We start from the raw sequence: 26,562 nt of genomic DNA on the forward strand, positions 1-26,562 counted from the left end.
TGAGCCAATATCATTTAATAATTAGATTATAAAGTTAAATTTTTATTAGTGCTTAAGGGTTTAATTTGTAATACAACAACTAACCAGAAAGAACCTGCTTAAACCATTATAACCAAACAAAACATGAGCCACACTCCATCAACGAACTTTCAGGTATCCGATACACCAAAAAATGGTAAGGGATATTTATTTCCATTAATTTTAGTCACCAGCCTCTTTTTCTTCTGGGGCTTTGTCCACAATCTCGATCCTGTATTAATTCCGCATTTACGCAAAGCTTTTCAACTAAACGTTTTCGAATCTACCCTGGTCGATTCTTCAGTTTTTATCGCTTATTTTTTATTGGCGCTACCTGCAGGCTACATTATGCGCAAGTATGGCTATAAAAGTGGCATCATTTTAGGCTTAGTTTTATTCGCCATCGGCTGTTTATTATTTATACCCGCAGCCAATACGGCACAATATATATTTTTCTTAGGTGCACTTTTTATTATCGCCTGTGGTTTAACCTTTTTAGAAACAGCAGCAAATCCTTATGTTACCGTATTGGGACCACCAGAAACGGCTACCCAGCGTTTAAATTTCTCTCAGTCTTTTAACGGTTTAGCTGCATTTTTAGCACCGGTACTTGGCGGTAAATTTATTTTTACAGAAGTAAAATATACCGATGCTCAATTAGCGAAAATGTTGCCTTTAGAAAAACAGGCCTATATGCTCGAAGAGGCATCGACGGTAAAAGCGCCTTATTTAATTTTGGGTATCCTGATTATTGTTGTAGCTATATTATTTATTTTCACTAAGCTGCCCGATATTAAAGAGGAAGAAAATGCCCAGGAAAAAAGCAGTTTTGCACATGTATTGGGCCATAGCCATTTGCGTTGGGCCATCATCGGTCAGTTTTTCTATGTAGGTGCACAGGTTTGTGTATTGAGTTTATTCATCAGTTTCGTAACCTCATCGGCCGGCATCACTCAGGATGCAGCAAAATGGTACGCTGGCGCTGCCGGTTTAGCTTTTATGGTTGGCCGATTCGCAGGAACGTTCTTCATGAGATACGTAGCGGCCCATAAACTCTTGATGCTTTATGCATTAATTAGTGCTGTGCTCACCCTCGTATCTATTTTTGCAAGCGGCATGATTACCGTTTACGCTTTAATCGGTGTTGCCTTTTTTATGTCAATTATGTTCCCAACCATATTCTCATTGGGTATTGCTGGTTTGGGTAAAGATACAAAACTGGGCTCATCGTTAATTGTGATGTCTATTGTTGGTGGTGCCTTTTTACCGCCGATATTAGGTTTGATTTCGGATGCCACGCACAATATACAATATGGTTATTTAGTACCATTTATATGCTTTTTAGTGGTTTTCTACTTTGGCTGGAACGGATGGAAACCCAATCACATTGAAAAAGAAATTAGTTTAGATTATAAAATTGACAATGAAAAAATTAGTCATCAAGATTAACAATGCTGATAATGTTTTGGTTGCGTTACAAGATTTACCTAAAGACACCAAAATAGTGCATGAAGGGAGTACCTACGTTACTGTTGATGAAATCCCTGCCAAGCATAAATTTTTTATGCAGGACATGAAAGCAGGCGATGAGGTAATGATGTACGGCGTTTTGGTTGGAAAGGTACAATTTGATGTAAAGGCTGGCATGCGGATGAATGTAGAGAACACCAAACATGCTGCAGAGCCATTTGCCTATCGCAATGTTAATTACCAATGGGAAGCGCCTGATGTGAGTAAATATGCCAACCGTAGTTTTAATGGTTATCACCGTAAAAACGGTGCAGTGGGTACGGCTAACTACTGGTTGTTTATCCCGACTGTATTTTGCGAGAACAGAAATCTGGATATTATTAAAGAATCGCTATATAGTGAATTGGGGTATGCGGTAGATGATAAATATAAATCTTACACCCACAAATTGGTTCAGGCCTTTGAAAACGGAGAAGACATTAATGACATTAGTTTTGAACCTAAAGTAGATAAAGCCCGCCGCACCTTTAAAAATATAGATGGAATTAAATTCCTCACGCATAACGGAGGTTGTGGGGGAACACGTCAGGATGCTGATACCTTAAGCAAATTATTGGCAGCCTATGCCCATCACCCCAATGTGGCCGGTATAACGGTTTTAAGTTTGGGCTGTCAGCATTTGCAGGTAGAAGATTTTAAACGCGACTTATTTGCACTTGATCCTGATTTTGATAAACCACTTTTAATTTTCGAGCAGCAAAAAGCACAAAGCGAAGAGCAATTGATCCAAAATTCAATCCGCAGTACTTTTGAAGGATTGATGTTCATTAATAAACAAGAACGTGCAGCAGCCCCGCTAAGCAAAATGTGTGTGGGTGTAAAATGTGGTGGTAGTGATGGTTTTAGTGGTATTTCAGCCAATCCGGCTGTTGGTTATTGTGCCGATTTACTGGTAGCCTTAGGCGCCAAGGTTTTATTGGCCGAGTTCCCCGAGCTTTGTGGCGTAGAGCAGGAAATGATCGACAGGTCTGTGGACCGTCCAACGGCTGAAAAATTCATCCGTTTAATGACAGAATACGATGACCTGGCACATAAAGTTGGTTCTGGCTTTTACATGAATCCTTCTCCAGGCAATATTAAAGATGGTTTAATTACCGATGCGATTAAGTCGGCGGGTGCTGCACGTAAAGCCGGCTCTGCTCCTGTTGTAGATGTTTTAGATTATACAGAACCCGCTACTAAACCCGGCTTAAGCTTGGTATGCACCCCGGGGAATGATGTGGAAGCGACCACAGGTAAAGCTGCTGCCGGAGCAACCTTAATTTTATTCACTACCGGTTTAGGCACGCCAACAGGAAATCCGGTTTGCCCGACCATTAAAGTGGCTACCAACTCGATCCTGGCCAAACGCATGAGCGATATTATCGATATCGACACAGGAGCAGTAATTAATGGCGAAAAAACCATTAACGAAATGGGCGAAGATATATTGGAATACTGTATTAAAGTAGCCAGCGGCGAAGAAATTCCTAAAGCCGTACAGCTTAATCAGGATGATTTTATCCCCTGGAAAAGAGGTGTGAGCCTTTAATTCCATGGAGGATAGACAATCGATGCGTCATTTCGACTGAAGCGCAGTCCCGAATTTTCGGGAGAGAAACCTATAGAAGCAAGGCTAAATACCCCGCTATGTTCTCTGTGCTTTTAATAACAAAACAAAAATATTAACCAAATATGAATTTAAATTTAGACGGCAAAATAATCCTGGTGAGCGGTGGCGCAAAAGGCATTGGTGCGGCAATTGTAAAAGCTTTGTCCATTGAAAATGCTTTCCCCATCATTATTGGCCGTAATGAAAGCGATAACCTGAAAATGCTTCAGGAAATAACAGATTTAGGCTTAAAAGCAGATTATTTTACGGCAGAACTCACTGCACCAGAAAGTTGCAAAACCATTGTTGATGCGGTATTAGCAAAATATGGCAGAATAGATGGCTTAGTAAACAATGCAGGGGTTAACGATGGCGTTGGTCTCGAAAATGGAACTTATGAAGGTTTCATGGAATCGCTACATAAAAACGTGGTGCATTATTACCTTTTGGCTAAACATGCCTTACCTGCACTTAAACAGAGCAAGGGTTCGATATTAAATATTGGGAGCAAAACTGCAGAAACCGGACAAGGCGGAACATCTGGTTATGCTGCATCGAACGGTGCCCGTAATGCCCTAACCCGCGAATGGGCAGTAGAATTATTGCCTTTCAGCATCCGCGTTAATGCGATTATTGTAGCCGAAGCCTGGACGCCGCTATACGAGAAATGGATCAACACTTTTGAAGACCGTGATGAAAAATTGAAGAATATTACCGATAAAATTCCTTTCGAGAACAGAATGACCAGCGTGGATGAGATTGCCAGCATGGCTGTATTCTTATTATCAGATAAATCGAGTCACACTACAGGCCAGCTGATCCATGTGGATGGTGGTTATGTACACTTGGATAGGGCACTGTTGTAAGATGTTCAGCGTTGTCAACTTTCTAGCAAACGGGTTATGAAAGTTGATAACGCTCTGAAACAAAGAACAATCTAAATCCTCGGTCTGTGTCCTCACAGACCGAAACACAAAAAACTTAAAGCAGGCTGTGGAAACAAAGACCACAGATTAGAAAGTTCGTATCATAAATAGAATGTCATCCTGAGCTTGTCGAAGGGCCTGTTTTTGAATGCCTTACATGGGGTTTCGACAGGCTCAACCTGACAAATTTAATTCCTCAGTCCACATCCTTACAGACGCAAAAAACTTAAAGCAGGCTATGGAAACACGGACAATGGAATATTCCCAATTATTTCTAATTTAAAATTCGAAATTCAGAACCCTATTGGTATTCTTCCTAACAATCTTGTATTTTGATTCTCCAGGGTTTTTCAAGATATAATCTCCTTTTTTAACGGTGTTGTTAAATTCTCTTCCTAAAACAGTTAAATGGAACCGTTCTCCGTTAACATATACGGAGGGAATACCTTTGTCTCCGATTTCTAAACTATCTATTCGGCCTTTGAACGCGCTATTTATCAAGCCATTTTTATGCCCTTTGAAAATAAATAAATTAATCGCCAGGAATGATCCTAGAAAAACGATAAGGATGATTATTTTTTTTGACATTAAAATTGGCTTAATACTCACTAAACGGTTAAACTATCCCATATCACCTGATAAACATCAGGTGCATATAAGGTTTTATCAACCGCTTTCGAGGTAACCAGAACAGGTTTAAATTGATCGGCTACATTAACGCTGCCATGCGATCCTTTAACCAGTGTAGCGTCGAGTGGAATTACATCCATCACATAACGGAAGCCGGCTTTTTTCCTTAAAAGTTTATACCCTGCTCTTAATTTAGAGGTCATGAACATTTCTACAGGATCGTAGCCTGGTTTTTTATGGATATCAACCACCCTGGCATAATCAGGAGCTTTAGCATCATCAAGCCAGAAATAATAGGTAAACCAGCTGTTTTCTTTCGCGGTAAGAACCAGATCACCAGAACGTTCGTGATTAATATGGTGTTTCTCCTGTTCTGTCTTATCAAGCACCAATTCAATATCAGGTACATTTTTCAATAAGGCTTTTACCTGCCCGGTTACACTTTTATCGTTGATATAAACATGTGCTACCTGATGGTCGGCTACTACAAAAGCTTTCGAAGCGCCGGGATCGAGTAATTCCAGTCCTCTTTCTTCGCGGATCTGAATTAAACCGTTTTCCCTGAACAAACGGTTAAGGTGGATTGGCTTATTTACAGGCGCAATGCCATATTCGGAAAGTAAAATGATGCGCGCCCCCCTGCTTTCGTAAAAACGCACCAATTCTTCTACCACCTGATCAATTTCTTTCAGTTCTGTACTGATCTTATCCTGTTCAGGCCCGAACTTTTGCAGGCAATAATCTAAATGCGGCAAATAAATTAAGGTAAGCGTAGGATTGTGCAGCTTTTCAGTTTCCATCGAAGCATCTGCAATCCATTTTGTTGATTTAATATTTGCGCCAGGCCCCCAGAACTGAAACAAGGGGAATTGCCCCAGTTTAGCCTGTAAATGATCCCGTAGTTCAGCCGGCTGCGAATAACAGTCGGGTAATTTACGGCCATCGGCAAGGTAATTTGGACGCGGTGTAACCGAAAAATCAACTGTTGAGTACATATTGTACCACCAGAACATATTGGCACAGGTAAAATCCGGATCTTCCTTTTTTGCCTGATCCCATATTTTTTCGGCATTCACCAGTTTGTTAGACTGTTTCCAGAATTTGATTTCAGCATCAGCATGATCGTACCATCCATTACCTACAATACCATTTTCTGAAGGATATTTACCTGTAAGATAACTCGACTGCACGGCTGTTGTAACTGCCGGCAATAAAGGTTCTATGGTTGTTAAATGGTTTTCGGCAATATATTTCTGAAGAAATGGTGTATGCGCCCCAATTACGGATGCAGATAAGGCTACAATATCGATAACAACGGTTTTATGCATGTTCTATTTTTCTAATAAATTTTTAACCCAAGCCAGTTCTCTGATGATTGAATCGTTCAGAGGGGCTTTTAATGCCGTTGGCAAAACTTCCCAGGTATAGGTTTCTACTTCTAAATGAGCGGTAAAAGGGTTGTTTTTTTGCAAGTTCAACACCTCAATGATGTCAGATTGTGTAGATTGGATCAAACCCATATCTTCAACAAAAATGGGTACATGAAAATGCGCCCGCCACTCTTCTACCGTCGGATTTTCGCCCGCTGCCAATGCATCAGCAAGGTCGGGGTAACGCAGCAGCGAGCCATCATTTTTTCGTGCAATTACCTGATGCAGATAAGTAGGCTCATCAAAACGGCCTAATTGATCCAACACGGCTGTTCTTTCTGAAACAGATGCCGGCAATTTGGCTTTCAGTGCGGCACTGATCTGGATTTTTCCAATCTGAATGCCTTTCTCCTGCAGTTCATTGATGATGGCTGTATGGGGTTCATAACCGATTGCAAAATGACAAACATCATAACACAAACGGATATGTTTTTTAATCAAATCTTCTACATCGATCGCATTTAACTCTGATTGCGCTGCAAAATAGGTTTTTCCAATCGGTAAAAGTTCGTTTTCAAACCAGTTTATAAATTCGGGGCCTGATTCGAGAAAACCATCGGGTTCTGGTTCGATATCGAGATGGATGAGTTTATCTGTTTTTCTATATATTTTCGCTAAACCTCCGGCAACTTCCAAAACATGTGTACTTGCAGTAACTGTAGCTTTTTCTCTTTCCAAGGCATCCTTAAACCAAGGTTTGTAGCTCAGTGGCGAGGTTGAAATGCCTCCATCCATACCTTCAGGGAGTAACTGCGAAAGAATTTCTGCTAAACGGAGTGTATATTCAACGCGATCTCTCGTCGTCCAATCGGGTGCATGAACCTGATCTTTAACCCTGGTATGATGAAAACCGCCATATGGAAATCCGTTCATGGTAAAAACATATCCGCCTTCCTGCTCAAGCCACTGCTTAAATATTTCCAGGTGATTTTCTTCCAATAATTCGATACTGGCGAGATTGGAAAGGCGCAAACCTATACCCATTGGTGCCTCTGGCGACAATTGCGCTTTCAATACCGGAAAACTATCTTTCAACACGGCAAAATGTGCCATCCAGTTTTCGCCTGCATAAATATTGGTACAGAAGGTTAAATGTCCGGAAGTTAATTTCATAGCTTAATGTTGAATAATAGCAGTTTGGTTATTTAAAATGTCGGCAGCTTGTTTTAAAATGTCGGCATCAATTTCATGAACTTCCTCTCCACTGCCCAGGCCAGTAAGCAAGGTGATGGTCAGTTCTCCACCAAGATGCTCCCTAAATTCTTCTAGTCCCTGCAAAATTGGGCTATTGCCTTCGGTAACCTGTAACAAGGGATGCGTTAATTCGAAACCAAGTTGCTGAATCAGCGTGATTACCCTTTGTGCATCCTCATTACCGATTTTGCCCGATAAATTAGAATATACAGTATCCAAAGCGATTCCCATGGCAACGGCCTCACCATGCCGCACTTCAAAATTTGTCAGGTATTCTAGTTTGTGTGCGCTCCAGTGGCCAAAATCCAATGGTCGGGCCGAACCGTTTTCAAAAGGATCCGCACTGCGGATATGCTCCAGATGGAGTTTTGCGCATTTCCAGATCTGGTAGTTCATCGCTGTTATATCCCGTTGTGCAAGCGCAGCAGCATTCGCTTCCAGCCACTCAAAAAACTCACGGTCTTTAATCAGTGCCACTTTAATTGCTTCGGCAATACCGGAGCGCCAATCGCGATCAGATAAAGTGCTTAAAAATACCTCATCGTTAAAAACAGCAACCGGCGGTGAAAAAGTGCCTAAAAAGTTCTTTTTATTGAAATAATTAATTCCATTTTTCACGCCTACCCCCGAATCGTTCTGCGAAAGCACAGTACTTGGAATCCTGATGTGTTTGATCCCACGGTGCGCAACCGTAGCTGCATAGCCTACCATATCGAGTACAGCGCCACCACCAATGGCAGCAACAAACGAATGCCTGTCGATCCCATGAATATTGATGGCATCCAACACCTGATCAAAATATCTGGTATCATTTTTCACCTGTTCGCCCCCTGGTATGATCAGGATATCCTGAACCAGTTGCGTTTGAGGGTATTTTGCAAAATAGGCTTTAATCTGGTTATTAAGCTCTTTGTGTGCATTTGCTACACCTTCATCAATTACAAACAAGATTTTCTTTACTGCAACAGCCGGATTTAAGTTAACCAAAAAACTGTTTAACAGTTCGTTTTCAGGCATAAAAAGCGATGAAGTAAAGAAAACATTATAATTATATTGTACCGTAAAGGATTGATGTAAATGTTCCATGTCAATTTGAGAATGTGTGTTTGATGGTTAAGTAACGGCGAATAATTTAGAAAGCCACATAGATAACGGCAATAAAGCTGCAATTATAAAAGCCAAAATAAGGGCATCGAAAGTTACCGCCCATGCGGCATCCATCAAAATAAGTGAAATTACGCCAGCTTTTACCGCCCCGCCAATATTTTTGCCAATAGGTTCCTTTATTGCTTTTAATAGTGGCCTGAAAATCATAAAGGTAAATGGAACCAGAAACAGCAGCGACCACAGCAACCTATCGTTTACAAAAGCAAAATAAGCAATAGCGCAGATCACGATTGCATACAGAAAGGCGGCCAAATATAAGTTTTTAGTATGGCCTCCATGAACTTCGCCACGGCTGGTCATGGTGATGGAGAAAATATAAATTACTGGAATAATGGCCAAATAATAATGACTGCAAAGCATTGCTGGCAAAATACTCAAACCCAGCAACAGGTTAAAACCGCGGCATAAACCCATATTCAAGGGGCCGAAAAAAGAATGGTGTTTACCAAATTTATTATAAAGCAAAGCGAAAACGGCTACCAAAAGAGCCAATAAGCCCGATGTTAAACCATTTAATGCAGCTAATGTAATACCGCACAAGAGTAACAGGCTACCTAAAATGGTTGCATTTTTTAAGCTGATCTGCCCACTGGGAATGGCCCGCTCCGGACGTTCTATTTTATCCAGATCGGCATCAAAAACATCGTTAAAAACGATTCCTCCTCCATACAAACAGGCTGTTGATGTGGCCAAAAACACAATAGATAACCATGGAATGGAAAATCCATTACTTAAAACTCCAGAAATGGCAATTCCTGCTAAAATATCGGCTACTGAAGTAACAATATTGGCAGGGCGCATCATGCGCAGATAGACAATTATTTTTTTCAATATTTTAGCTAATGATGATAGATGATTTATCTGCTCTTGGCTGCTGTCCGCCGCGCAAAATGGTATTGCCTTCGAATTTCTCGGTAAGGTCTACATTTTTTTGCGCATTGAAATCGGCTTCATCCAGCTGTCCGCTCTGTGCAAATGCAGTAATCGCATTGTGGTAAGTAACCAGCTCGATATCCTCATCACTTAAACCACGCATTTTCATTAAAGCAGCCGTTTTCGGTACAGCCAAAGGATCGCTGATACCCCAATCGGCAGCAGAATTTACCATAATACGCTCAGCGCCATATTGTTTTACAATTTCTACCATACGCTCGTTACCCATCTTAGTAAACGGATAAATGGTAAAAGCAGCCCAAAAGCCTCTATCTAAAACCTCTTTTACGGTCTCTTCGTTATTGTGATCGATAATTACGCTATAAGGATCAAGGCCATGCTCCAAAGCAATATCCATACTGCGTTGTGTACCTCTTTTCTTATCGCGGTGTGGTGTATGCACCTGAACAGGTAAACCTGCTTCTTTAGCAAGCTGAAGTTGTAATCTGTAATATTTTTCTTCGGCAGCAGTCTGGTCGTCGAAGCCGATCTCGCCTACGCCAACTACACCTTCTTTATAGATAAATAATGGCAATATTTCCATTACCTGCTCTGCCAGGCTTTCGTTATTGGCTTCTCTTGAATTTAGGCCAATGGTGCAATAATGTTTAATTCCAAATTGAGAAGAGCGAAAGCGTTCCCAACCGATCAGGCTACTGTAATAATCTCTAAAACTATCCAATCCGGTACGTGGCTGCCCCAGCCAAAATGCGGGTTCTATCAAAGCAACAACGCCTGCATCGGCCATCGCCTGGTAATCGTCTGTTGTTCTCGAAGTCATGTGAACATGTGGGTCGAAGAATTTCATTCCCTTTACCGCACTGATATCGAACGCTTCAGGCTCCCCCATCAGTGCCTTATCTCTTTCAATTGAACTACTGCAACACATATATTTCTGTTTTGAATTTCTAATGGTTAAAATGAATCCCAGTTTAAGTTTCCTTCCGAGAGGGCCAACTTAAGTTCAGGAAAAGTGTTAATATAATCTTTTGCCGGCTGATAATCGGACTGTGCGATAGCAAGTGCAATGGCGCGTTGTTCAATTTGATCGTAATGCTGTAAACCTACTTTAAGGGTCTCAAAAATCTCGGCGTTGATAAATTTACTAACCAGGCGCCAAAGCTGTGGGTTTACCTTTCGTTTGGCCGCCCAACGTTCTTTTGCATAATCAATCAAAGTTAGTGCAAGATCCAGATTAGCCCGTTTATCTAAACCAATAATGAGGTTGATATTTTTTTCGGTAAAAAACGCTTTCAGCACCAATTGGTTCCAGGCAGCTTCATCCAGATTTTCTGAAGGATAGGGATTGTTTTCCATTATCGCTTCCAAAACCGATCCGATATTGCTCCTAATTCCTTCAGCACAACGTTTTACCCAAATTTCAGGATGAGCTAAAAACGGCAAGGCTGAATATAAAGCCACTGCCTCATTCATTTCTGCCGACAGGAATAAACGATCGATGGTTGCGTAGCGTTTATCCTGGTCTTCTGAATTTAAAGTGCTCAGCAACCAAACTCGACAAAGCCTATCTATCGTCCAGTTACGAATATAACCGATCTCTGCCTCTTCTATTAAAAGCTTTTGCTCTTCATTAAGTTGAATAAGCGATTTTCCGGTTTTGCGCGGCACCATCACAAATGCCTGGCTGATTTTACTGCTTTGATCAGCAGATTGTGTTATACTTTCCAGCCAATTTTGGCCATCTGCACTTACATTGCTTTTTATAATAGCTGATAAAGCTTTTTGGATAGCCATCGTATCATCACCTTTCATAAAGTATCTAAATCTATTAGCTGGTGATACCTGCCGAAATAAAATAATTGATCAACAAAGCCCCCGCAATAATCAACAGACCAAAAAATTCTCTCGTTTGCTCGATATAAGGTTTAGTGGCCTGCATGCTTTCAACCAAACTTGGCCGCTTATATTTCATTATCCAATCTCTTACACCATCTTTTGCAAAAAATAGGATAACGGCATAAATTATGTAGAAAGCAGTTAAAAACAGATAAGCGAAAGGATAAAATTTACCCGCTGCAGCTAATCCGCAGCATATTGCGGCACTTAAATAGATAGACACCCAAAGAAAAGCATCGTTATCATTTAAATTTACGTAGGCAAAGCCTAAAAACGAGATGCAAAAAATAATGTTAAGGATAATTAAAAGCATTTTAAATTATTTGGTTTAAAACAAACTAAATCGATTTCCCAATTTTTTTCATTGAAAAACAAAGTTATTTAAACTGAATGCTTTTTTTGCTTAAAAATTGTAAATTATATACTGCTATAAAAGTTTTTTTTGATTAAAAACGAGGTTTACCCTGTATCTTTCCTCTTCTTTAGATATGGTATAAAAAGAAAGGCAATCTACATCATCATCGTAAAAATTATAACGCTTAACATTAGAAAGTATTAGCATTATTTTGGTGATGAGCAAAAAAACGTCAATCTAAACCGTCAATCTAACCGCCAAAAACAAGTTTTAGAATATTCGCAAGCACAGGATTATGGTCATCGGCCCGCCAGTTAATCAATATATCGGTTTTAAAAGGCAAAGGAATAAACCGTAAGCCTGGGCTTTGATGGTGCATATAAGAGTCGGGCAAAATGGCTATTCCTAATCCTTTCCTAACGAGTGCAATAATCGTAGATCCAAATTCGGAATGTAGAAATACATCGGGAACAAAATCGTAAGATTTGAAAAGTGCCTGAATAATCTCGCTATAACTACTACCCTCATCCTTAGTCGGCAGAATAAACTTCTGCACTTTAAGGCGCTCCGTAGATAAATCTTCAATTTTTTTAAAAGAATGTGCTAACGGAACCACCAGAGCCAGGTGATCGGAGTATATTTTTTTTGATTTAATACCCTGCTCACTGGTAATATCCCTCGTAATGGCCAGGTCAATTTTGTAGTTCTTTAGAAAATCCAGCTGATTTTCGTATAAAACCTGCACCAACTTAATTTGAAGCTGTGGAAATGCCTGCGTTATCTTAGCCAAAATATCGGGCATGATAGAAGCCGATATAGAATCAGGATGTGCAATCGTAATGGTTCCGCGCTCGCCTAAATGGATCTGTTTGGCAAACTGATGGATATATTCGAGCTCACTTAACTCTACTTCCCATTTTTCTTTTAAGAACTTACCTGCCGGGGTGAGCTTCACATTACGTTTATTACGTTCAAAAAGCTGCAGCCCCAATTCATTTTCGAGCGACTGAATTTGGCGGGTTAGGGCCGACTGCGTAATATTTACCTTTTCAGCCGTTTTCCAATAATGAAGCTGTTCTGCCAAGGCTAAAAAGTACTTGATTCGCTGAAGATCCATTAATGCAAAATACGCATTAATAAATGAAAAAATAGCATTTTATTACATTTAAAGAGTTGTTACATTCGTGCCATGGAGCAGATCATAATCGAAAGGGCAACACCAGCGGATATCGAAAAATTACAGGAGATTGGAAGAACAACATTTTCTGAAGCTTTCGCAGATGTAAACACGGAGGAAAACATGAAAGATTACCTCGAAAAAGGCTTTTCGGAAGAAAAACTGAAAGCGGAACTCAGTAATCAGGATTCTCAGTTTTATTTCGCGCTGCTTGAAGGAAAAGCGATTGGCTATTTAAAGATCAATATTGGGCAGGCGCAAACCGAAAAACTAAACCTTGATGCGCTTGAAATTGAGCGGATTTACCTTTTGAAAACATTTTACGGTCAAAAAGTTGGCCAGTTGCTTTATCAAAAAGCCATTGATATTGCGCTTGAACTACAAGCCAGTTATGTTTGGCTGGGCGTATGGGAAGAAAATTACAGGGCATTAAGATTTTACGAAAAAAATGGCTTTACCCCTTTCGGTAAGCATAAATTTAGGCTTGGAGATGATGAACAAACCGATTTAATGATGAAAAAAGCATTGGTTGATAACGAATTAAAAGTATCCTAATGGAAAAAAGAAACCTCTTTTTGATTTTATTGATACTGGGTACGGCGTTCTGGGGAATTTCCTTTTCTGTTACCAAACTTGCTATCGGGCAGCACCAGCCTGTTCTGTTTTTGTTTTATCGCTTTTTACTCGCCACAATGGTGTTATCGGTTATTTTTTGGAAATATGTAAAAAAACTCGATTCAGCAGCTATTAAAACAGGCGCAAGTTTAGCTGTTCCACTGGTACTTGGCATTTATTTGCAAACATTGGGTATTACGCATACCTCAGCATCACAATGTTCATTTGTAGCCGGAATAACCGTTGTAATGATTCCGGTGATTAAACTTATTATTTATCGAAAACCTGCGGCACTAAAAATATGGATTGCGGCATTCACGGCTTTAATGGGCCTTTTTGTAATATCGGTTACCGATAAATTCAGTATTGGAACCGGCGATTTATATACCATTATCGGTGCTTTTTGTTTCGCCATATATCTAATCCAGATCGAAAAGGAATCAACGGCAGGCGACATTATCCCTACCATTGTACCTATGTTTGCCACTTGTGCTATATTAACTTTTTTATTAACGTTTATTCAGGGAAACGCCACCTGGATTCCTCAGCAGGAAACATTTTGGATTGGAATAATTTTTTGTGCGCTATTTTCAACGGCATACATGTACACCATCTCGAATATTTCTCAAAAGTACATTAGCGCCGAAAGGGTATCCATCATCTATCTTTTCGAACCTATTTTCGGAGCCTTTGCCGCACACTTTATTTTGGGAGAAGAAATTACATCAAGGTTATTGATTGGTGGCGGAATGATATTTTTAGCAACGCTGATCGCTGAACTTAAGTGGAGAATGCCAAATCCATTTGCACTGCTTAAGGTATCGAAGGAGAAAAAATATTAGGTTTATGTTATTAAGTTAGGCATTCGGCACAAGCAAAAATAATTTAACCACAGATGCACACAGATATGAAAATCCGTATGCATCTGTAGTTTAAAACGCTTAACTTAACGACATTGGGCATGTGCAGGAGCGGTACCTGATTTTAGAGATATGCTTTTGACTGCTTATCGAAATTCCGTAGGGAAAATTGCTTTTTAGTTAGCTGCAACTTTAACCGCATTGTTCTGCAACATCATTCTGGTTGCCAAAATATGTTCACAGGGTCCTTTTCTAAGTTTATTGCTTAGATAAAAAGCGCATTCGCAAGTACCTTCAATTAAACGCTGATCTTTATCAATCCATGCCTGGGTACTAAAAGTTTCATTTTTAGTTTTCACTTTGCCTTTTATTTCAAGTACATCATCTTCAATTTTGGCGGCAATTTTTACATGATCTTTCGTTATAAATTCGTTCGCTATTCTTTCTTGTTCGCTACCAAAACGTAAAGCACTAAAATCGAGCGGTTCCTGGCTTAGTTCTCTTACGCGATAAACACCCTGTTTCAGATCGTAAATTACGCGCCCTGCCTGGGTGTAAGCCGTTAACGCCGACGAAACCACAGCAGCGCTCAGTCCTGTTTTTGTTGTTATTTCTGCCGTTGACGCATACCAGGTTTCTTTTAAAGTGGTAAAAACCTGTTGTTTGGTCAGTATATCTACATTTCCACGAGGTGCCATTAAATCGAAATTACCTGCCCTGCTCCAATCGTTATTTGTCCAGCCTGACAGTCCGAGCGTAAAAGTCATATCGCCCAAATCGGCCATAAAAAAAGAAGGCAATCCTGAGCCTAATAAAACTACTTTAAAACTTTTCGCAATCGGAATTAAACGTTCCAAAATCATCAATCTTCTTCTGCCCCAAATTCTGATTGTCTTTTCCTCCGAACCAGTATAAATAGAGCGATGGAAAGTTAAGGTTTCATACCAGGGTTCGATAACCAGGCGTACCGGTTTACCTGGTTCTAAAATAAACCGCAACGCACGTGGGCCAGCAGTTTCTTTAAAACGGCGTAAGTATTGGCAAAGGCTAAAAATATCCATCGGATGCAGTTCGAATGCGGTTGCTGGCAAAGTCATTGCCGCACTTACCTGCAAAAAGCCCCTCACCCACGAATCCGGTAAATCTATTTTAACTTCTTTATAAACCTCTTCATTGGTGGTTTTGGCCTCAAATCCCGACGGATCAATTTTAAATGAGGTATCCTTATAGCCTCTTATTTTTTGGAATTCGCCATATAATTCTGCCGAATAATCGATATTTGTTGTGCCACATTTAAATTCATTAATTTCTGTAAACACATTATAGTTACAGCTTAGCTTACCGTACGAGGATTCATCTTGACTAAAACATTCGAAAAACAACTCATCAGGATGAACCGTAATCACCGGATCAAGAACAACCCATGCATCGCGATCATTTTTATACAAGTAATCGAAGTATCGACTCTTTGCTTTGTTAAATGGCCCAAGTAACCGATCTTTTTCCCGATAAATCTGCTTTAAATCGTTTCTAATTTCCTCGATGCGATTTCTCACCTGTTCTATTTGGAACCCAGCCATATATTCGCCTAGCCAAAGTTTCTCCTGTTCTTCCGCCCAGGCTTTATATTCAGCTTTATCTTTCGGTTTGTAACGAAGATCAGAAACAACTACATCATGCAACGCAGATATTGCCTCGCGAAAAGCGATCTTTTTATTTAATTTCCCAACAAAAAAAGTTGGATCACGCAGTGCATCTGGCACAAAACGCATTGCCGTTTCATTCGCATCATTACTGATGGAAGTGTTTCCACTATATTTATAATTGAATAACATGCGCTTCGTTTTTGATGATGAGATGCATATCCAAATCAGGATATTGCATTTTAATTTTTGTTAAGATGTCGATGCAAACAGCTTTATCCTGAATGGTTGATTGTGCTGAAACATCATCTAAAATACTTATTGCCCAAATTGCAGTTTCCACATTCTTTATCGATTCCTGGTGTAGGAAGTTAAAAATCCGATCCTTGGCTACCCTGCCTTTGTTAACACGGGTAAGTGCCGAACGGAAGTAAAACGTTAACGCTCCCAGCAAATTAGGTTTATCTTTAGCGTACATGGATAGGTAACTACTTACAAAAGCCTGAACATTTACACTTGGGTGCTCGCTTAATTTTATTAAATAATCTAAGGCATGTTCTGCATTGAAAAACCGGGTAATCATTTCCTTGCCAAAGCTTTCAACATCTGGTCTAATCGAATCTACAATTCCAATTAAGGTATCCGGATCCCAATCTGCTTCAGTAAACTCAGTTTTAAAAAAATGAAATGCATAAGCCCTGGTATCGTCCCATTTTGAATCTAACAGGTAAAGTGATTGATTTCTTTCCGCTCGGATTCGTGATACATGTTGCTTGAAATAATTCCAGCTCCATTGGCGGATAGCAAGGATTTCATGACTGCCAAAAGAAATAATCTGCCGCAAAGAAAACCGGTCCGGGTTACCATAAGCTTTCAGAATTTCATATCCTGCCAACTGACTAATCCGGTATTGTGCATGAATCAGTTTTGTAATATCTTTGGGCTGTAAACCACTGCTCCAGTATGGTTTTAGATTTTGCAGTAAAAATTCACTTAACTTCGTGTGTGAACCTTCAAACTTCTCTTTACGCATTAAAGCATAAACAAAATGTGGCACAATGGCATTTCCAATTTCAGATTGGTGCGCAGATATTTTCTCGATAATTTTAAATATAGCCTCTAAAACTTTTTCATCGCCACTATCAATCAGGCTGAGCAACAATTGGATATTTTCAACAATAAAATGCTCAGGGTATTTATTTAGTAACTCAATGCCCCCATCGCGAACTTCAGGAAATTCACTAAGCAATAACAATTTTGTTAAAGAGATCGGGATTTCCGTTGGAGAAACCTTTTTAACCTTATTCAGTAATATTTTCGTCGCCAAAATTTTATTGGTATTTAATACCGATGATATTAACTGCTCAACAATATTCCAGCTCAATTTTTCCATTTGCGTTTCAGCAAATAACCCTAAACGATCAATAGCATTTTTAGCTTGAAGATTGTTGCTATCTGTATTTTCAAAATGAAGCAGTTCGGTAATCACTTTGCCTAAAATAGCTTGTATCCTATCCCCAGAAAACAGATTTTTCTGTAATGTTTCATTGATCCAATTTTTGCTTTCTGCCTGAGCATTGAATAACACAATCAACAAAAATTCAATATCATTAAAATACAGTTCGATATTTCGGCTAACCAATTCTTGCGCCCAAAGCCTGGCGTTGCTACTATTGCAAGCCAATATTTCGGCCACAAAAACAGGGTTTTGAGCAAGCTTGTTTTCTTCGTTTTTCAGTATTTCAAACCCGAACTGATTTGGCAGATCGAACTTACTATTTAACAGTTGCAAAATCGAGCGTTCGTCAAAATGCTGGATAATCTCTTCATATTGTGGATGGGCCGTTAACCTTTCGTAAGCAAAAAGATGTATTCTATTCATCTCAGCTTGCATCAACAATTGTATATAAGCTTGAGGCATAGCATCCCAAAGCTCAGGATACAGCTCCAAACGCGATACACTTTTTACCTCTGTTTTTGGAGCAGTATCTTGCTCAACCACTGGCAGAGGTGGTGGTGTTACATTTTTCTTACCAAATAAACTTTTAAAAATATTCTTAGCCGCATCAATTACTGAAACACCGTTATCATTATTAAAACCTATATTTGATCTGGCAGCTACGGCTCGAACATTGGCCGCATTGTAATAGTAATCAGGACTGGTTACCGTTCGGCTGTTGGTTATAAACTTTAAATTAGCTTGCAACTGGCGCTTCGGATCATTACCAAAAAGGATGGTAGAAAGCAGTAGCGATTCAGAACATTCGGGATAATTGACAATTAGATACGAATATTGTTTTGTTTTATAATTGTACCGTCCGTATTCGCTCAATGGCTTTTCTTCCGCAATAGAATAATCTGTTTCTTTATACTGCAGTAAAATATTAACAGCAAGTTTTAAATAGGCTGAAGCATTTTTGGTCGCTCCGGCATTTTTAAGAAACTCGACTGCATTTTTCTGAAAATAGGTTTTAGTGTATTGCGAAAACGCCAGCTTACTATCTTTATTTTTAAGCTCTGCACCTACCCTAACGGTGAGGTCAATAGCGGTTAAATATTGCCTATAATTAGAATCAAGCGAATATGTTCGCCTAAACATGGCGGGTTGTTTCTCGAAACCATAAAATAAAATAGCCAAAGTTGTTACATCGTTTCTTAACTGCGCCAGTTTATAAATTGCCCTCAGGTGTTTAAAAAACGGTGGTTTGTATGGGCAGGTTTTTAATACATGATTAAGTATCGGCAACAAAGTTGGCTGCACTTTGCATAATAAATAAAGTGTGGTGAAACATTCTACCTCTTTATCGTTTATATTTTGATATAAAGTGGCCTTAAGCAATTCTAAATCGTTTGTTTCTATAGCATATCTTATTTCTGCAGGTAGCTTTTCTAATAACTGACTGGTAATCTTTTGCTTTTCAGCCTCATTAGCAATCGTTAAAAGCCCCTCAAAAGCAACGTTTACGATATGACTTTTTTGTTTAACGTTATTGGCCAAAGCCATAAACAGTGGCTCGGCCGTAACCGCATTTAATTTTGTTAACGCATATAAGGCCGCGTAAGTTTGCATTTCATTCCCTCTTGTTGCCAGCTTGATAATAAACGGAACAGCCTCCCGCACGTTTAACATGCCTGCTTTCCAAATTACACGACTAGTTTTCCATTCAGTTCTGAAACTGTTTCTACCAACCACAGCATCTTGCAGGCGTTGCAAAATTGTACCATTTAAAGTATCGGGTTCAACGGCATCTAAGGATGGGAGTTCCATAAATACTTCCGTTTCGGTTTGATAACCTTTTTTGCGTTTTTCGTTTTCCAATTCTGCAAAAAGCACTTCAGCATTGGCCAAAGGTAATGCAGCAGGCGTTTTAGTTCCTTCTTTAAGCGTACTTCCTCTTCTACCGTATCTAAAATTCACCAAGAATTCGTTTGCAGAAAGCTCGCAAAGATCAATCTCATATACCTTATCAGATTTTCCTTCTTTAAAAAATAATTTACTTTGTTTAATGAGTTTCATACAAAACGTTTAAAGAATGTTCCACCAATCGTACTGTTTGGCATCATTTGATGGTTTTATGAGGGTTTCCAATTTAACTTCGGGCACTACTTCTGCTACAATACTTTCGATTTCAACTTCCACAACCGCTTTCTCAACAGCCGGATAACCATGTTTGGCAACAATATTTTCGAGCTGAGTTTTAAAAGCGGCAGCCTTATTGTTATTTACCATCTTCACAAAATTGATGTAACCCTCCACAGCATTAATCAAATTTTTAGCATTGCCCCATTTTTGGTCTTTCCATCCATTCGATTCTATATGGTGCAAAAGCGCTCTAAATTTGCGCAGCTGATTTCGCTGAACATTTAATTTTTCGTTTACCACAATGCCGGTAACCTTTTGCAGATTACCTTTTCGCATGATATGCGTTTTGGCAGGGTGCATGGTAAAACCTTCAGATTCTATGATCTTTTTGAGAAAAAACAATAAACCGGCAATATTTTTTTCGTTTTCTTTCGATGTAGAAAAACTTAAATCATCAGCATATCGGGTATAAGTAAAGTTGAATTTTGATGCTAATCCGGTAATTTTCTTATCAAGTTTAAAGGCGATTAAATTGCTAATCGCTGGACTGGCAGGAGAGCCTTGCGGTAGCACACGATCTCCTTTTTGCACGTAATAAGATACACCATCCATTTCTACATGTTCCGTTTCTGCGTGGGTACAAATTAAGCCAAATACCGTAGCAAGTTGCTCTGAGTAGCCTAATTTATGAAATAAACCCTTTACGCGTTTGTAACTAATACTTGGAAAGAAATCTTTTAAATCGACATTAATAACGATGTCTTTTTCAAGGTGTGGTTGCGCATTGCTGATTATGGAGCGTTCTTTGATAAAACCATGAACGTGATCATTAATTTCAATGCGGTTTAAAATCTTCTCCAATACCCAAAGTTGCAAGGCTTTTAGCCTCGATTTTGGTGCAGATATCAATCTTTTTCCACCTGTTTTTTTAGGAATTTCGAAAGTATGGTAATGACTTATTCGGGAAACTTTTCTTTGATAGAGCAAGTACCGTAAAGCGGATAAATCTGTACCAATGGCTGATGCAAAATCGATAATCTGATTAAAAACCGGCAGATTAAATTTCTGTAAAGTTTCTACATCAGATTCCGTTTGATTTAAGCCACCTGAAACTCCATTGCCCAAATAAATGATCTGCTGTTGCTGAATATTCGTCCAGTTTGCAGCCTTATCATCCTTCTTTTGTTTGTTTTTTTGCTTGGTTAACGCTCGTTTATCCTTTGCCAATTTCATGCGTGCTTTACGCATTTCTTTTAGCATGGCTTCTTGGTTCTGGTATTTCCGATCCTGCGCCAAAAGATTGTTCAGCTCTTGGTTTGCAACAAGTTCCCGTTTAATTAAAACTTCTGGTAAACTTGGTGTATCTGCAGATTCCCAAAAACCAAGACGCTGCATTTCTTCAAGGATATAACTTTCTTTTGAGGTAGCCCGAATACGGTCGTAGATTTGTTGTCGGCTCAGTTTTTCTGCCATTTGGAGCTTGATTTAGTTAAAAAGCCCTGTCTTTTTTATAAAACAGGGCCCGAATTTAAAATCCTTCGTATTTTCATAGGACTATATCAATCAACTCCAGAGAACATGTACTATACGTACGGTTAAACTCGTGGAGTATGGAACCGAAACCGTACGTATAGTACGTGTTCTCCCCATAAAGATTGCAGGTAGTGCCGAGTGTCAAATATTAGTTCATCGATGACGAAACATCACCATTTTCTTATTCAGAAAAAGCAAGGTATTTTTTAAATCCACGGGCAATATAGAAATAAATATTTCGATTTTGAAACTAATTTCTAAGTTACTTTCAAATTTTATTTTTACCATATGGGCGATATTCTAAAGGAAAGAAATCAGCTTTGATAATTCAAAGTTCGATTAATATCTAAGTTAAAGCTATACTGATCAACAGGAATACTTTTAACATTTAAATCACTTTTTACTGCTGATGAAGCCGATGGGTTAATATTGCCCTGAAATACCTGATTTATATTAGTGATAATCAAATCATCATTATTTATTCCTTTTTCCTTTTCATCAGCTAAATATCACCCGCAAACTGATCAGGAAAAATATTTTCACATTTGAAGCATTTTTTATTGCTTTACAACCCTTCTGCAACGGGTTCCGGATTGAGCACAAACTTTTTGTTCTTAATATTAAAATTCACGTTAAGGTATCCGCCAACCCTGCCGATCTGATTGGAGATTAGAAAATCATTGCCTTTGCCTGTCGTAATGTTATCATAAATGATGGTCATGACATTGCCTGTGGGCGTTTCGATATGGTCAAAATTAAGGGTCTGAAAGGTTTTATTAGTTTCCTTATTGATGATCTTTAATTCGCGCATGTGTGCTTCGGTAGATTTACTCTTTTTAGCATAAACACCGATAAAATAGTAATCTTTCAAAGACGGAAACTGAAGGATCCGGGTATTATCGAACGCTTCATCTGAGAGATCACTCAGTCTGTTTACAAGCCGCAGGTTTACTTTCAGCTTACTTTTACCACGGCTCCAGGTACCTGTGAGCTGCTGAGTTGAAAAATTAAGATGAAAAGTGGCCGAAACGCTGTTATTAGCCCCAATTTCATAAATTTTAATCTCCTGGGTACTTTGGTTAAAAACGCCCTCAAGCCTGATAGGATGATTAAGTTTATCGTATTTATAGACACCAATAACATTATAGTGTTTTTTTGCAGGCTCACCGAAATAGCCTTCTTTTACCTGAAAAGATAAAGTAACCGGATACCTGTCGATTAAACCCGTATAATTATAAGTATTGTACCAACCGGCAAAGGTTTTCACCGATGTTAAAATAAGGGTGGCCACCAATACAATAAGCTTTGTTTTCATGTTAAATTATTTGATTTTTTTCTTTTAACGCTGCCGCAATGTTTAGCAAAAGCGCTCTACTTCTATTCGATGACATAAAAGATCATTGAAGATTAAGTCTGTTTTGGTTCGTGTTTACTTAGGTATTTAGACCTGAAGCCAGATGGAGGCTCGCCAGTCTTGATAAAAAACAATCTGCTGAAATAGGCAGGATCGTCATAACCCAGGGAATAGGCAATCTCCTTTGCCGTTCTGTCTGTATGTACAAGCAATCTTTTTGCCTCCAGGATAATCCTGTTTTTGATGATCTCGTTCGGCTGGGGAAGTTTAAGCCGCTTGAACCTATGGGTAAGGGTTTTGGGGGCTATCACCAGCAGATCGGCGTAATCGGCAACATGATGCTTTTCCTTAAAGTTTGCTTCGACCAATTGGGTAAACTTTCTGAAGAACTCAAGATCATTGTTCGGTCTGGCCGCCATCACCCCTTCCAGGTGTTGCACCTTCCATAATCGGGTAGACTTGATCAAAAGCTGTTTAAGGTAAGTCCTGATCATTTCTTCCAGCGATCCGTCTTTCAGTTCAAATTCATCCTCGATCCTGGAAAACAGGTATTCTATAAATGTGGCATCCTGCTGGGGTATCACCGTCATTGGCATATTGTTGATGTTATTGAACAGGAGCCCATCGCAGGCAACTTCTTCATCATGCAACTGTATACAATAGAAATCGCGGTTATAGAACACCAGACGACCCGATTGCTCACCAAGTTTTTCGATGCTGAGTACCTGATTTGGACTGATAAAGAACAGCGTTGGACTAGTGGTGTGGTAAACGTTAAAGTCTACTTTTATTTCAAATCCTTCATTAAGATAAAGCACCTTGATATAGGATTTGTATGCTTCAGAATTGATGGCCTCAATACTTTCTAAATCAACATTTACCATGCCGATGGTTTTAAGGTTTACATCAAAAATGCTTTGTTTCATGAAAGGGTTAATAAAAAGGATTAAAAAATAAAATTACCATTATTGGTAACGATTTCAATATTTCGTTAAAACAAAAATTACTTGCGGGCATTTAAACCTGCAAGTAATCTTGTCTTATAAATTATTTTTTTGCAAACTGCTCAAGCTCCGAGTTGAATTTATCCATCTCTTCTACAAAAAGTGCGTGTCCGCTGTTCTCAAATTTCACGATGTATGAGTTTTTTAAACCTTTATGCAATTGCTCAGCCAAGGCAAAATCAATCAGTTGATCTTTTGTACCCTGAAATATGGCTACGGGGATGGTTATGTTTTTAAGCACAGGGCGCAAATCCAGATCGCCAAGGGCACTGATAGATTCGGTAACTACATATGGACTTGCAGATAAGTTGATATTTTCAAGCCATTTCTCTGTATTTTTTTGAAGTGTGGTACCTTTGGCCGCAAATGCTGCACCTAACCCACCTATCAGCTCTTCCCTGTTGGTCATGGTTTGTTTGATCAGTGCAGCAGCACCATCCTCAGATATTCCGTAATTGTAATCTGCACGTTGTTTCCATGATGGAGCAGCTGCTGCAAATAGTGCCAGTTTGCTCACATGTGCAGATTTATATTTATTTACATAATGAATGGTAACGGCACCACCCATAGAAAAACCACCCAATACAGCATTCTCTATTTTTAAGGTATGGAGAACAGCATAAATGTCATCAGAAAAAACATCGAAATTGTACTTTCCATAAGGTTTATCAGATTTACCGAAACCACGTAATGAAATGCCGATCACCCTGAAACCTTTCCTTACCAGATACTGATATTGATATTGGTACATTTCATCGCTAAGCGGCCATCCGTGGATCAATACGATGGGTTGACCTTCGCCAAGATCAGTTACATGAAGTTTTACACCTGGCTCAACTTCGATATATTCAGACCTTCCGGCTGAAGCTGGGACTCTTTTGTTTTGTGAAAAAGCGAATTGGCTTGTTAATAAAGTCATGATTAGACTTGCGGTTAAGATTAGATTTTTCATTGTTATTTTTTTTAAAATTAATGTTTGAAATATTTGTTGTTTATTGACAATACAAAGATGGGGAGAACGCCAGGCCCAGGGAATGGACAAACGGACAACAATATTGTACATTTTTCCCATAAAGGATATTTATGACACTTATTCTAAACCCTTATCAACGAACGATTAGACTTTTATCCTATTCCACCTAGCTTACTTAATAATACCAAAGCAAATATCCCGGGAACATTTAATTATAGCAATTACGGAAACACCAATTGCATAGGGATAAATTTTACGCTATCCGAATCGTAATACCGTACTTGTAGGAAACTATAGTATACCTGAATTTTGTATAAAAATATATACAATGGAAAGGGAATTTAATTTCAACAACGAACTATCTGGTAAGATTGCCCTGGTAACAGGCGGTACCAAAGGCGCCGGAAAAGCAATTGCCGAAAGACTACTGGCAGCCGGGGCACAAGTGATCATTACTGCAAGAAACCCGCCCGCAGCGCCCAATGAAAAGCTGTATTTTATTTCGGCAGACCTGAGCAAGCCTGATGGAACAGCAAAAGTAGTAACGGAGGTAGTATCAAAATTTGGCAGACTCGATATCCTGATCAATAGCCTTGGTGGTTCGGAAACTCCAGCAGGTGGTTTTGCTAATTTAACCGATGGACACTGGGAAGAAACATTGCAAACCAATCTTTTAGCGCCAGTAAGATTAGACAGGGCATTTTTGCCGCAAATGATCAAACAAAAAACAGGTGTAATTATCCATATCGCATCTATTCAAGGCAAACTTCCATTATATGAAAGCACACTCCCCTATGCGGCGGCAAAGGCCGGACTGATCAATTACAGCAAAGGACTTTCTAACGAAGTTGCTCCAAAAGGAGTTCGGGTTTTAACGGTTTCTCCGGGCTGGATCATGACAGACAGCTCAAAGAGAATGATGGAACGCATATCGCAGAGCAAAGCAATTTCGATAGAACAGGCCACACAAAGTGTAATGGATGCACTTGGCGGCATTCCATACGGCCGACCTGCCATGCCAGAAGATGTGGCAGAAATGGTTGGGTTTCTTGTTTCGCCAAGGGCAAGTTACCTTACCGGAACCGAATTTGTAATTGATGGAGGCACCATACCCACCGTTTAAAATTACAACAATACCAGCCTGGGTTGCATTTGGAATAAGTTTAAATCGCTGACCGAAATCAACCTGGGCATAATTTGGCTAATATCTACTTAGAAAAAATCAGGTCAACTGCGGATATCCTTTCAGAATTACACGCTTCAAACTGTCCTGATACGCATCTCCCCAATTTCCAATAGCGGCGATCACCGGTATCAGGGTTTTGCCAAACTCAGTAAGCGAATACTCTACCTTTGGTGGCATCACCGGATAGATTGTTCTGATAACCAATTCATGGTCCTCAAGTTCCTTTAGCTGAATATTGATTACCCTACGACTTGCATCTGGTATTTTGCGTTGCAGCTCGCTGGGGCGCAAATAACCCTCGTTGATAAACCACAACAAGCGCATTTTCCATTTGCCATAAAGCACCTCTCCAACTAAATCGAGACCACAGTTTAAATTGGGAAAAGTTTTTTTCTCGTACATCTAACAAAGATACATGTAGGCCATTAACGAAACAATACGGATAAATTTTTCCCTATCCGAATCGTAATGCCCTACTTGTGCACCACGCTAGTACTACCGAAATTTGTACAACAATAAGTTAATCTAAAAATAAATACCATGAACTTACCAAAATTTATAACCAACCTAATTGAAGCGCAAAACAGCCACGATGCTGTAGCGTATTCCTCACTTTTCTCAGAAAACGCCGAAGTATTCGACGAAGGAAAGAACCATATCGGAAGAGCAGCCATTCAAAAATGGATTGAAAATTCGAACCAACAGTATCAAACTACTTTAAAACCGATTAGTTATAAGGAAGATGAAAAGGGTTCGGTATTTACAGCTGAGATTTCGGGAACATTTCCAAGTAGCCCGGCCATTCTTAATTTTAACCTCGTTCTTCAGCAGGGTTTAATTCAATCGCTTAAGATTACTGGCTAATGCTAAACTTCCAGAGTCCATAAAATCGTAGCAATGCCGCAGTACAGCTTTAGATATTTTGCAGCATTGCTAACTGCTATTCCCCATCACAAGACTGAACCATTAGCAAGAATACATCAAAAATGGTAGTTAGCTTTTT

At 39.4% G+C, this 26,562-nt stretch carries 24 protein-coding genes; 7 read left to right on the plus strand and 17 right to left on the minus strand.

What is annotated here, in order from left to right; all coding sequences use genetic code 11:
- The first annotated feature begins 123 nt into the window (after positions 1 to 123).
- From fucP to AC1RJ8_RS18935, 3 genes are all read left to right on the plus strand, one after another.
- The gene (gene fucP / locus AC1RJ8_RS18925; protein ID WP_492955187.1) at positions 124 to 1,467 is read left to right on the plus strand and encodes an L-fucose:H+ symporter permease; all 1,344 of its coding nucleotides are present in this window, start codon (positions 124 to 126) and stop codon (positions 1,465 to 1,467) included.
- Complete coding sequence (locus tag AC1RJ8_RS18930) at positions 1,442 to 3,079, plus strand: UxaA family hydrolase (RefSeq protein ID WP_492955186.1); 1,638 nt, start codon at positions 1,442 to 1,444, stop codon at positions 3,077 to 3,079. The genes fucP and AC1RJ8_RS18930 overlap by 26 nt, the downstream gene beginning before the upstream one ends.
- Positions 3,080 to 3,222: 143 nt before the next feature.
- Complete coding sequence (locus AC1RJ8_RS18935) at positions 3,223 to 4,005, plus strand: L-fucose dehydrogenase (RefSeq protein ID WP_492955185.1); 783 nt, start codon at positions 3,223 to 3,225, stop codon at positions 4,003 to 4,005.
- A 339-nt stretch (positions 4,006 to 4,344) separates the two neighbouring features.
- Here the strand turns inward: AC1RJ8_RS18935 and AC1RJ8_RS18940 are convergent, their stop codons facing one another.
- The 10 genes from AC1RJ8_RS18940 to AC1RJ8_RS18985 all read right to left on the minus strand — a co-directional run bounded on the left by AC1RJ8_RS18940 (position 4,345) and on the right by AC1RJ8_RS18985 (position 12,748).
- Complete coding sequence (locus AC1RJ8_RS18940) at positions 4,345 to 4,653, minus strand: hypothetical protein (protein ID WP_492955184.1); 309 nt, start codon at positions 4,651 to 4,653, stop codon at positions 4,345 to 4,347.
- A 20-nt stretch (positions 4,654 to 4,673) separates the two neighbouring features.
- The gene (locus AC1RJ8_RS18945; RefSeq protein WP_492955183.1) at positions 4,674 to 6,023 is read right to left on the minus strand and encodes an alkaline phosphatase family protein; all 1,350 of its coding nucleotides are present in this window, start codon (positions 6,021 to 6,023) and stop codon (positions 4,674 to 4,676) included.
- 3 nt (positions 6,024 to 6,026) lie between these two features.
- Positions 6,027 to 7,238 carry a metabolite traffic protein EboE gene (gene eboE / locus AC1RJ8_RS18950; RefSeq protein ID WP_492955182.1) on the minus strand — a complete coding sequence of 404 codons (1,212 nt, stop codon included), beginning with the start codon at positions 7,236 to 7,238 and terminating at the stop codon, positions 6,027 to 6,029.
- A gap of 3 nt (positions 7,239 to 7,241) precedes the next feature.
- Positions 7,242 to 8,411: a 3-dehydroquinate synthase gene (locus AC1RJ8_RS18955; RefSeq protein WP_492955236.1), complete on the minus strand. Its 1,170-nt coding sequence runs from the start codon at positions 8,409 to 8,411 to the stop codon at positions 7,242 to 7,244.
- 21 nt (positions 8,412 to 8,432) lie between these two features.
- Complete coding sequence (gene eboC, locus AC1RJ8_RS18960) at positions 8,433 to 9,317, minus strand: UbiA-like protein EboC (RefSeq protein WP_492955181.1); 885 nt, start codon at positions 9,315 to 9,317, stop codon at positions 8,433 to 8,435.
- A gap of 4 nt (positions 9,318 to 9,321) precedes the next feature.
- The gene (locus AC1RJ8_RS18965) at positions 9,322 to 10,308 is read right to left on the minus strand and encodes a TatD family hydrolase (RefSeq protein WP_492955180.1); all 987 of its coding nucleotides are present in this window, start codon (positions 10,306 to 10,308) and stop codon (positions 9,322 to 9,324) included.
- Between the two features lie 26 nt (positions 10,309 to 10,334).
- Positions 10,335 to 11,192, minus strand: coding sequence for an EboA domain-containing protein (locus AC1RJ8_RS18970; protein WP_492955179.1), 858 nt, complete (start codon positions 11,190 to 11,192; stop codon positions 10,335 to 10,337).
- A gap of 16 nt (positions 11,193 to 11,208) precedes the next feature.
- Positions 11,209 to 11,589, minus strand: coding sequence for a transmembrane 220 family protein (locus tag AC1RJ8_RS18975; RefSeq protein ID WP_492955178.1), 381 nt, complete (start codon positions 11,587 to 11,589; stop codon positions 11,209 to 11,211).
- 114 nt (positions 11,590 to 11,703) lie between these two features.
- Positions 11,704 to 11,838 carry a hypothetical protein gene (locus tag AC1RJ8_RS18980; RefSeq protein WP_492955177.1) on the minus strand — a complete coding sequence of 45 codons (135 nt, stop codon included), beginning with the start codon at positions 11,836 to 11,838 and terminating at the stop codon, positions 11,704 to 11,706.
- Positions 11,839 to 11,881: 43 nt separating this feature from the next.
- Entirely contained in the window at positions 11,882 to 12,748 is an 867-nt protein-coding gene (locus tag AC1RJ8_RS18985; RefSeq protein WP_492955176.1) for a LysR family transcriptional regulator, read from the minus strand.
- Between the two features lie 72 nt (positions 12,749 to 12,820).
- Here AC1RJ8_RS18985 and AC1RJ8_RS18990 point away from each other — a divergent pair, with 72 nt between their 5' ends.
- Positions 12,821 to 13,363 carry a GNAT family N-acetyltransferase gene (locus tag AC1RJ8_RS18990; RefSeq protein WP_492955175.1) on the plus strand — a complete coding sequence of 181 codons (543 nt, stop codon included), beginning with the start codon at positions 12,821 to 12,823 and terminating at the stop codon, positions 13,361 to 13,363.
- Entirely contained in the window at positions 13,363 to 14,265 is a 903-nt protein-coding gene (locus AC1RJ8_RS18995) for a DMT family transporter (RefSeq protein ID WP_492955174.1), read from the plus strand. The genes AC1RJ8_RS18990 and AC1RJ8_RS18995 overlap by 1 nt, the downstream gene beginning before the upstream one ends.
- A 194-nt stretch (positions 14,266 to 14,459) precedes the next feature.
- Here AC1RJ8_RS18995 and AC1RJ8_RS19000 read toward each other — a convergent pair whose 3' ends face one another.
- The 6 genes from AC1RJ8_RS19000 to AC1RJ8_RS19025 form a co-directional block, all read right to left on the minus strand.
- Positions 14,460 to 16,118 carry a hypothetical protein gene (locus AC1RJ8_RS19000; protein ID WP_492955173.1) on the minus strand — a complete coding sequence of 553 codons (1,659 nt, stop codon included), beginning with the start codon at positions 16,116 to 16,118 and terminating at the stop codon, positions 14,460 to 14,462.
- Entirely contained in the window at positions 16,102 to 19,443 is a 3,342-nt protein-coding gene (locus AC1RJ8_RS19005) for a hypothetical protein (protein ID WP_492955172.1), read from the minus strand. The genes AC1RJ8_RS19000 and AC1RJ8_RS19005 overlap by 17 nt, the downstream gene beginning before the upstream one ends.
- A 9-nt stretch (positions 19,444 to 19,452) precedes the next feature.
- Positions 19,453 to 20,982 (minus strand): reverse transcriptase family protein, encoded by a 1,530-nt coding sequence (locus AC1RJ8_RS19010; RefSeq protein WP_492955171.1) that lies wholly within the window; start codon positions 20,980 to 20,982, stop codon positions 19,453 to 19,455.
- A gap of 625 nt (positions 20,983 to 21,607) precedes the next feature.
- The gene (locus AC1RJ8_RS19015) at positions 21,608 to 22,357 is read right to left on the minus strand and encodes a hypothetical protein (RefSeq protein WP_492955170.1); all 750 of its coding nucleotides are present in this window, start codon (positions 22,355 to 22,357) and stop codon (positions 21,608 to 21,610) included.
- Between the two features lie 92 nt (positions 22,358 to 22,449).
- On the minus strand, positions 22,450 to 23,322 hold the full coding sequence (locus tag AC1RJ8_RS19020) for a helix-turn-helix domain-containing protein (protein ID WP_492955169.1): 873 nt from the start codon (positions 23,320 to 23,322) through the stop codon (positions 22,450 to 22,452).
- A 121-nt stretch (positions 23,323 to 23,443) separates the two neighbouring features.
- Positions 23,444 to 24,352, minus strand: coding sequence for an alpha/beta fold hydrolase (locus AC1RJ8_RS19025; protein ID WP_492955168.1), 909 nt, complete (start codon positions 24,350 to 24,352; stop codon positions 23,444 to 23,446).
- 349 nt (positions 24,353 to 24,701) lie between these two features.
- Between AC1RJ8_RS19025 and AC1RJ8_RS19030 the strand changes: the two genes are divergently transcribed.
- Entirely contained in the window at positions 24,702 to 25,496 is a 795-nt protein-coding gene (locus AC1RJ8_RS19030; RefSeq protein ID WP_492955167.1) for an SDR family oxidoreductase, read from the plus strand.
- Positions 25,497 to 25,595: 99 nt separating this feature from the next.
- Here the strand turns inward: AC1RJ8_RS19030 and AC1RJ8_RS19035 are convergent, their stop codons facing one another.
- On the minus strand, positions 25,596 to 25,961 hold the full coding sequence (locus AC1RJ8_RS19035; protein WP_492955166.1) for a winged helix-turn-helix transcriptional regulator: 366 nt from the start codon (positions 25,959 to 25,961) through the stop codon (positions 25,596 to 25,598).
- Positions 25,962 to 26,099: 138 nt separating this feature from the next.
- Between AC1RJ8_RS19035 and AC1RJ8_RS19040 the strand changes: the two genes are divergently transcribed.
- On the plus strand, positions 26,100 to 26,423 hold the full coding sequence (locus tag AC1RJ8_RS19040) for a Cif family virulence factor (protein WP_492955165.1): 324 nt from the start codon (positions 26,100 to 26,102) through the stop codon (positions 26,421 to 26,423).
- Positions 26,424 to 26,562: the final 139 nt, after the last annotated feature.

It is taken from the genome of Pedobacter sp. GW822-FHT03F06 (assembly GCF_058801365.1).

Coding starts and splice junctions, on each gene's coding strand:
- fucP (WP_492955187.1), top strand. CDS start 124: ATGAGCCACACTCCATCAACGAACTTTCAGGTATCCGATACACCAAAA.
- AC1RJ8_RS18930 (WP_492955186.1), top strand. CDS start 1,442: ATGAAAAAATTAGTCATCAAGATTAACAATGCTGATAATGTTTTGGTT.
- AC1RJ8_RS18935 (WP_492955185.1), top strand. CDS start 3,223: ATGAATTTAAATTTAGACGGCAAAATAATCCTGGTGAGCGGTGGCGCA.
- AC1RJ8_RS18940 (WP_492955184.1), bottom strand. CDS start 4,653: ATGTCAAAAAAAATAATCATCCTTATCGTTTTTCTAGGATCATTCCTG.
- AC1RJ8_RS18945 (WP_492955183.1), bottom strand. CDS start 6,023: ATGCATAAAACCGTTGTTATCGATATTGTAGCCTTATCTGCATCCGTA.
- eboE (WP_492955182.1), bottom strand. CDS start 7,238: ATGAAATTAACTTCCGGACATTTAACCTTCTGTACCAATATTTATGCA.
- AC1RJ8_RS18965 (WP_492955180.1), bottom strand. CDS start 10,308: ATGTGTTGCAGTAGTTCAATTGAAAGAGATAAGGCACTGATGGGGGAG.
- AC1RJ8_RS18970 (WP_492955179.1), bottom strand. CDS start 11,192: ATGAAAGGTGATGATACGATGGCTATCCAAAAAGCTTTATCAGCTATT.
- AC1RJ8_RS18975 (WP_492955178.1), bottom strand. CDS start 11,589: ATGCTTTTAATTATCCTTAACATTATTTTTTGCATCTCGTTTTTAGGC.
- AC1RJ8_RS18980 (WP_492955177.1), bottom strand. CDS start 11,838: ATGCTAATACTTTCTAATGTTAAGCGTTATAATTTTTACGATGATGAT.
- AC1RJ8_RS18985 (WP_492955176.1), bottom strand. CDS start 12,748: ATGGATCTTCAGCGAATCAAGTACTTTTTAGCCTTGGCAGAACAGCTT.
- AC1RJ8_RS18990 (WP_492955175.1), top strand. CDS start 12,821: ATGGAGCAGATCATAATCGAAAGGGCAACACCAGCGGATATCGAAAAA.
- AC1RJ8_RS18995 (WP_492955174.1), top strand. CDS start 13,363: ATGGAAAAAAGAAACCTCTTTTTGATTTTATTGATACTGGGTACGGCG.
- AC1RJ8_RS19000 (WP_492955173.1), bottom strand. CDS start 16,118: ATGTTATTCAATTATAAATATAGTGGAAACACTTCCATCAGTAATGAT.
- AC1RJ8_RS19005 (WP_492955172.1), bottom strand. CDS start 19,443: ATGAAACTCATTAAACAAAGTAAATTATTTTTTAAAGAAGGAAAATCT.
- AC1RJ8_RS19010 (WP_492955171.1), bottom strand. CDS start 20,982: ATGGCAGAAAAACTGAGCCGACAACAAATCTACGACCGTATTCGGGCT.
- AC1RJ8_RS19015 (WP_492955170.1), bottom strand. CDS start 22,357: ATGAAAACAAAGCTTATTGTATTGGTGGCCACCCTTATTTTAACATCG.
- AC1RJ8_RS19020 (WP_492955169.1), bottom strand. CDS start 23,322: ATGAAACAAAGCATTTTTGATGTAAACCTTAAAACCATCGGCATGGTA.
- AC1RJ8_RS19025 (WP_492955168.1), bottom strand. CDS start 24,352: ATGAAAAATCTAATCTTAACCGCAAGTCTAATCATGACTTTATTAACA.
- AC1RJ8_RS19030 (WP_492955167.1), top strand. CDS start 24,702: ATGGAAAGGGAATTTAATTTCAACAACGAACTATCTGGTAAGATTGCC.
- AC1RJ8_RS19035 (WP_492955166.1), bottom strand. CDS start 25,961: ATGTACGAGAAAAAAACTTTTCCCAATTTAAACTGTGGTCTCGATTTA.
- AC1RJ8_RS19040 (WP_492955165.1), top strand. CDS start 26,100: ATGAACTTACCAAAATTTATAACCAACCTAATTGAAGCGCAAAACAGC.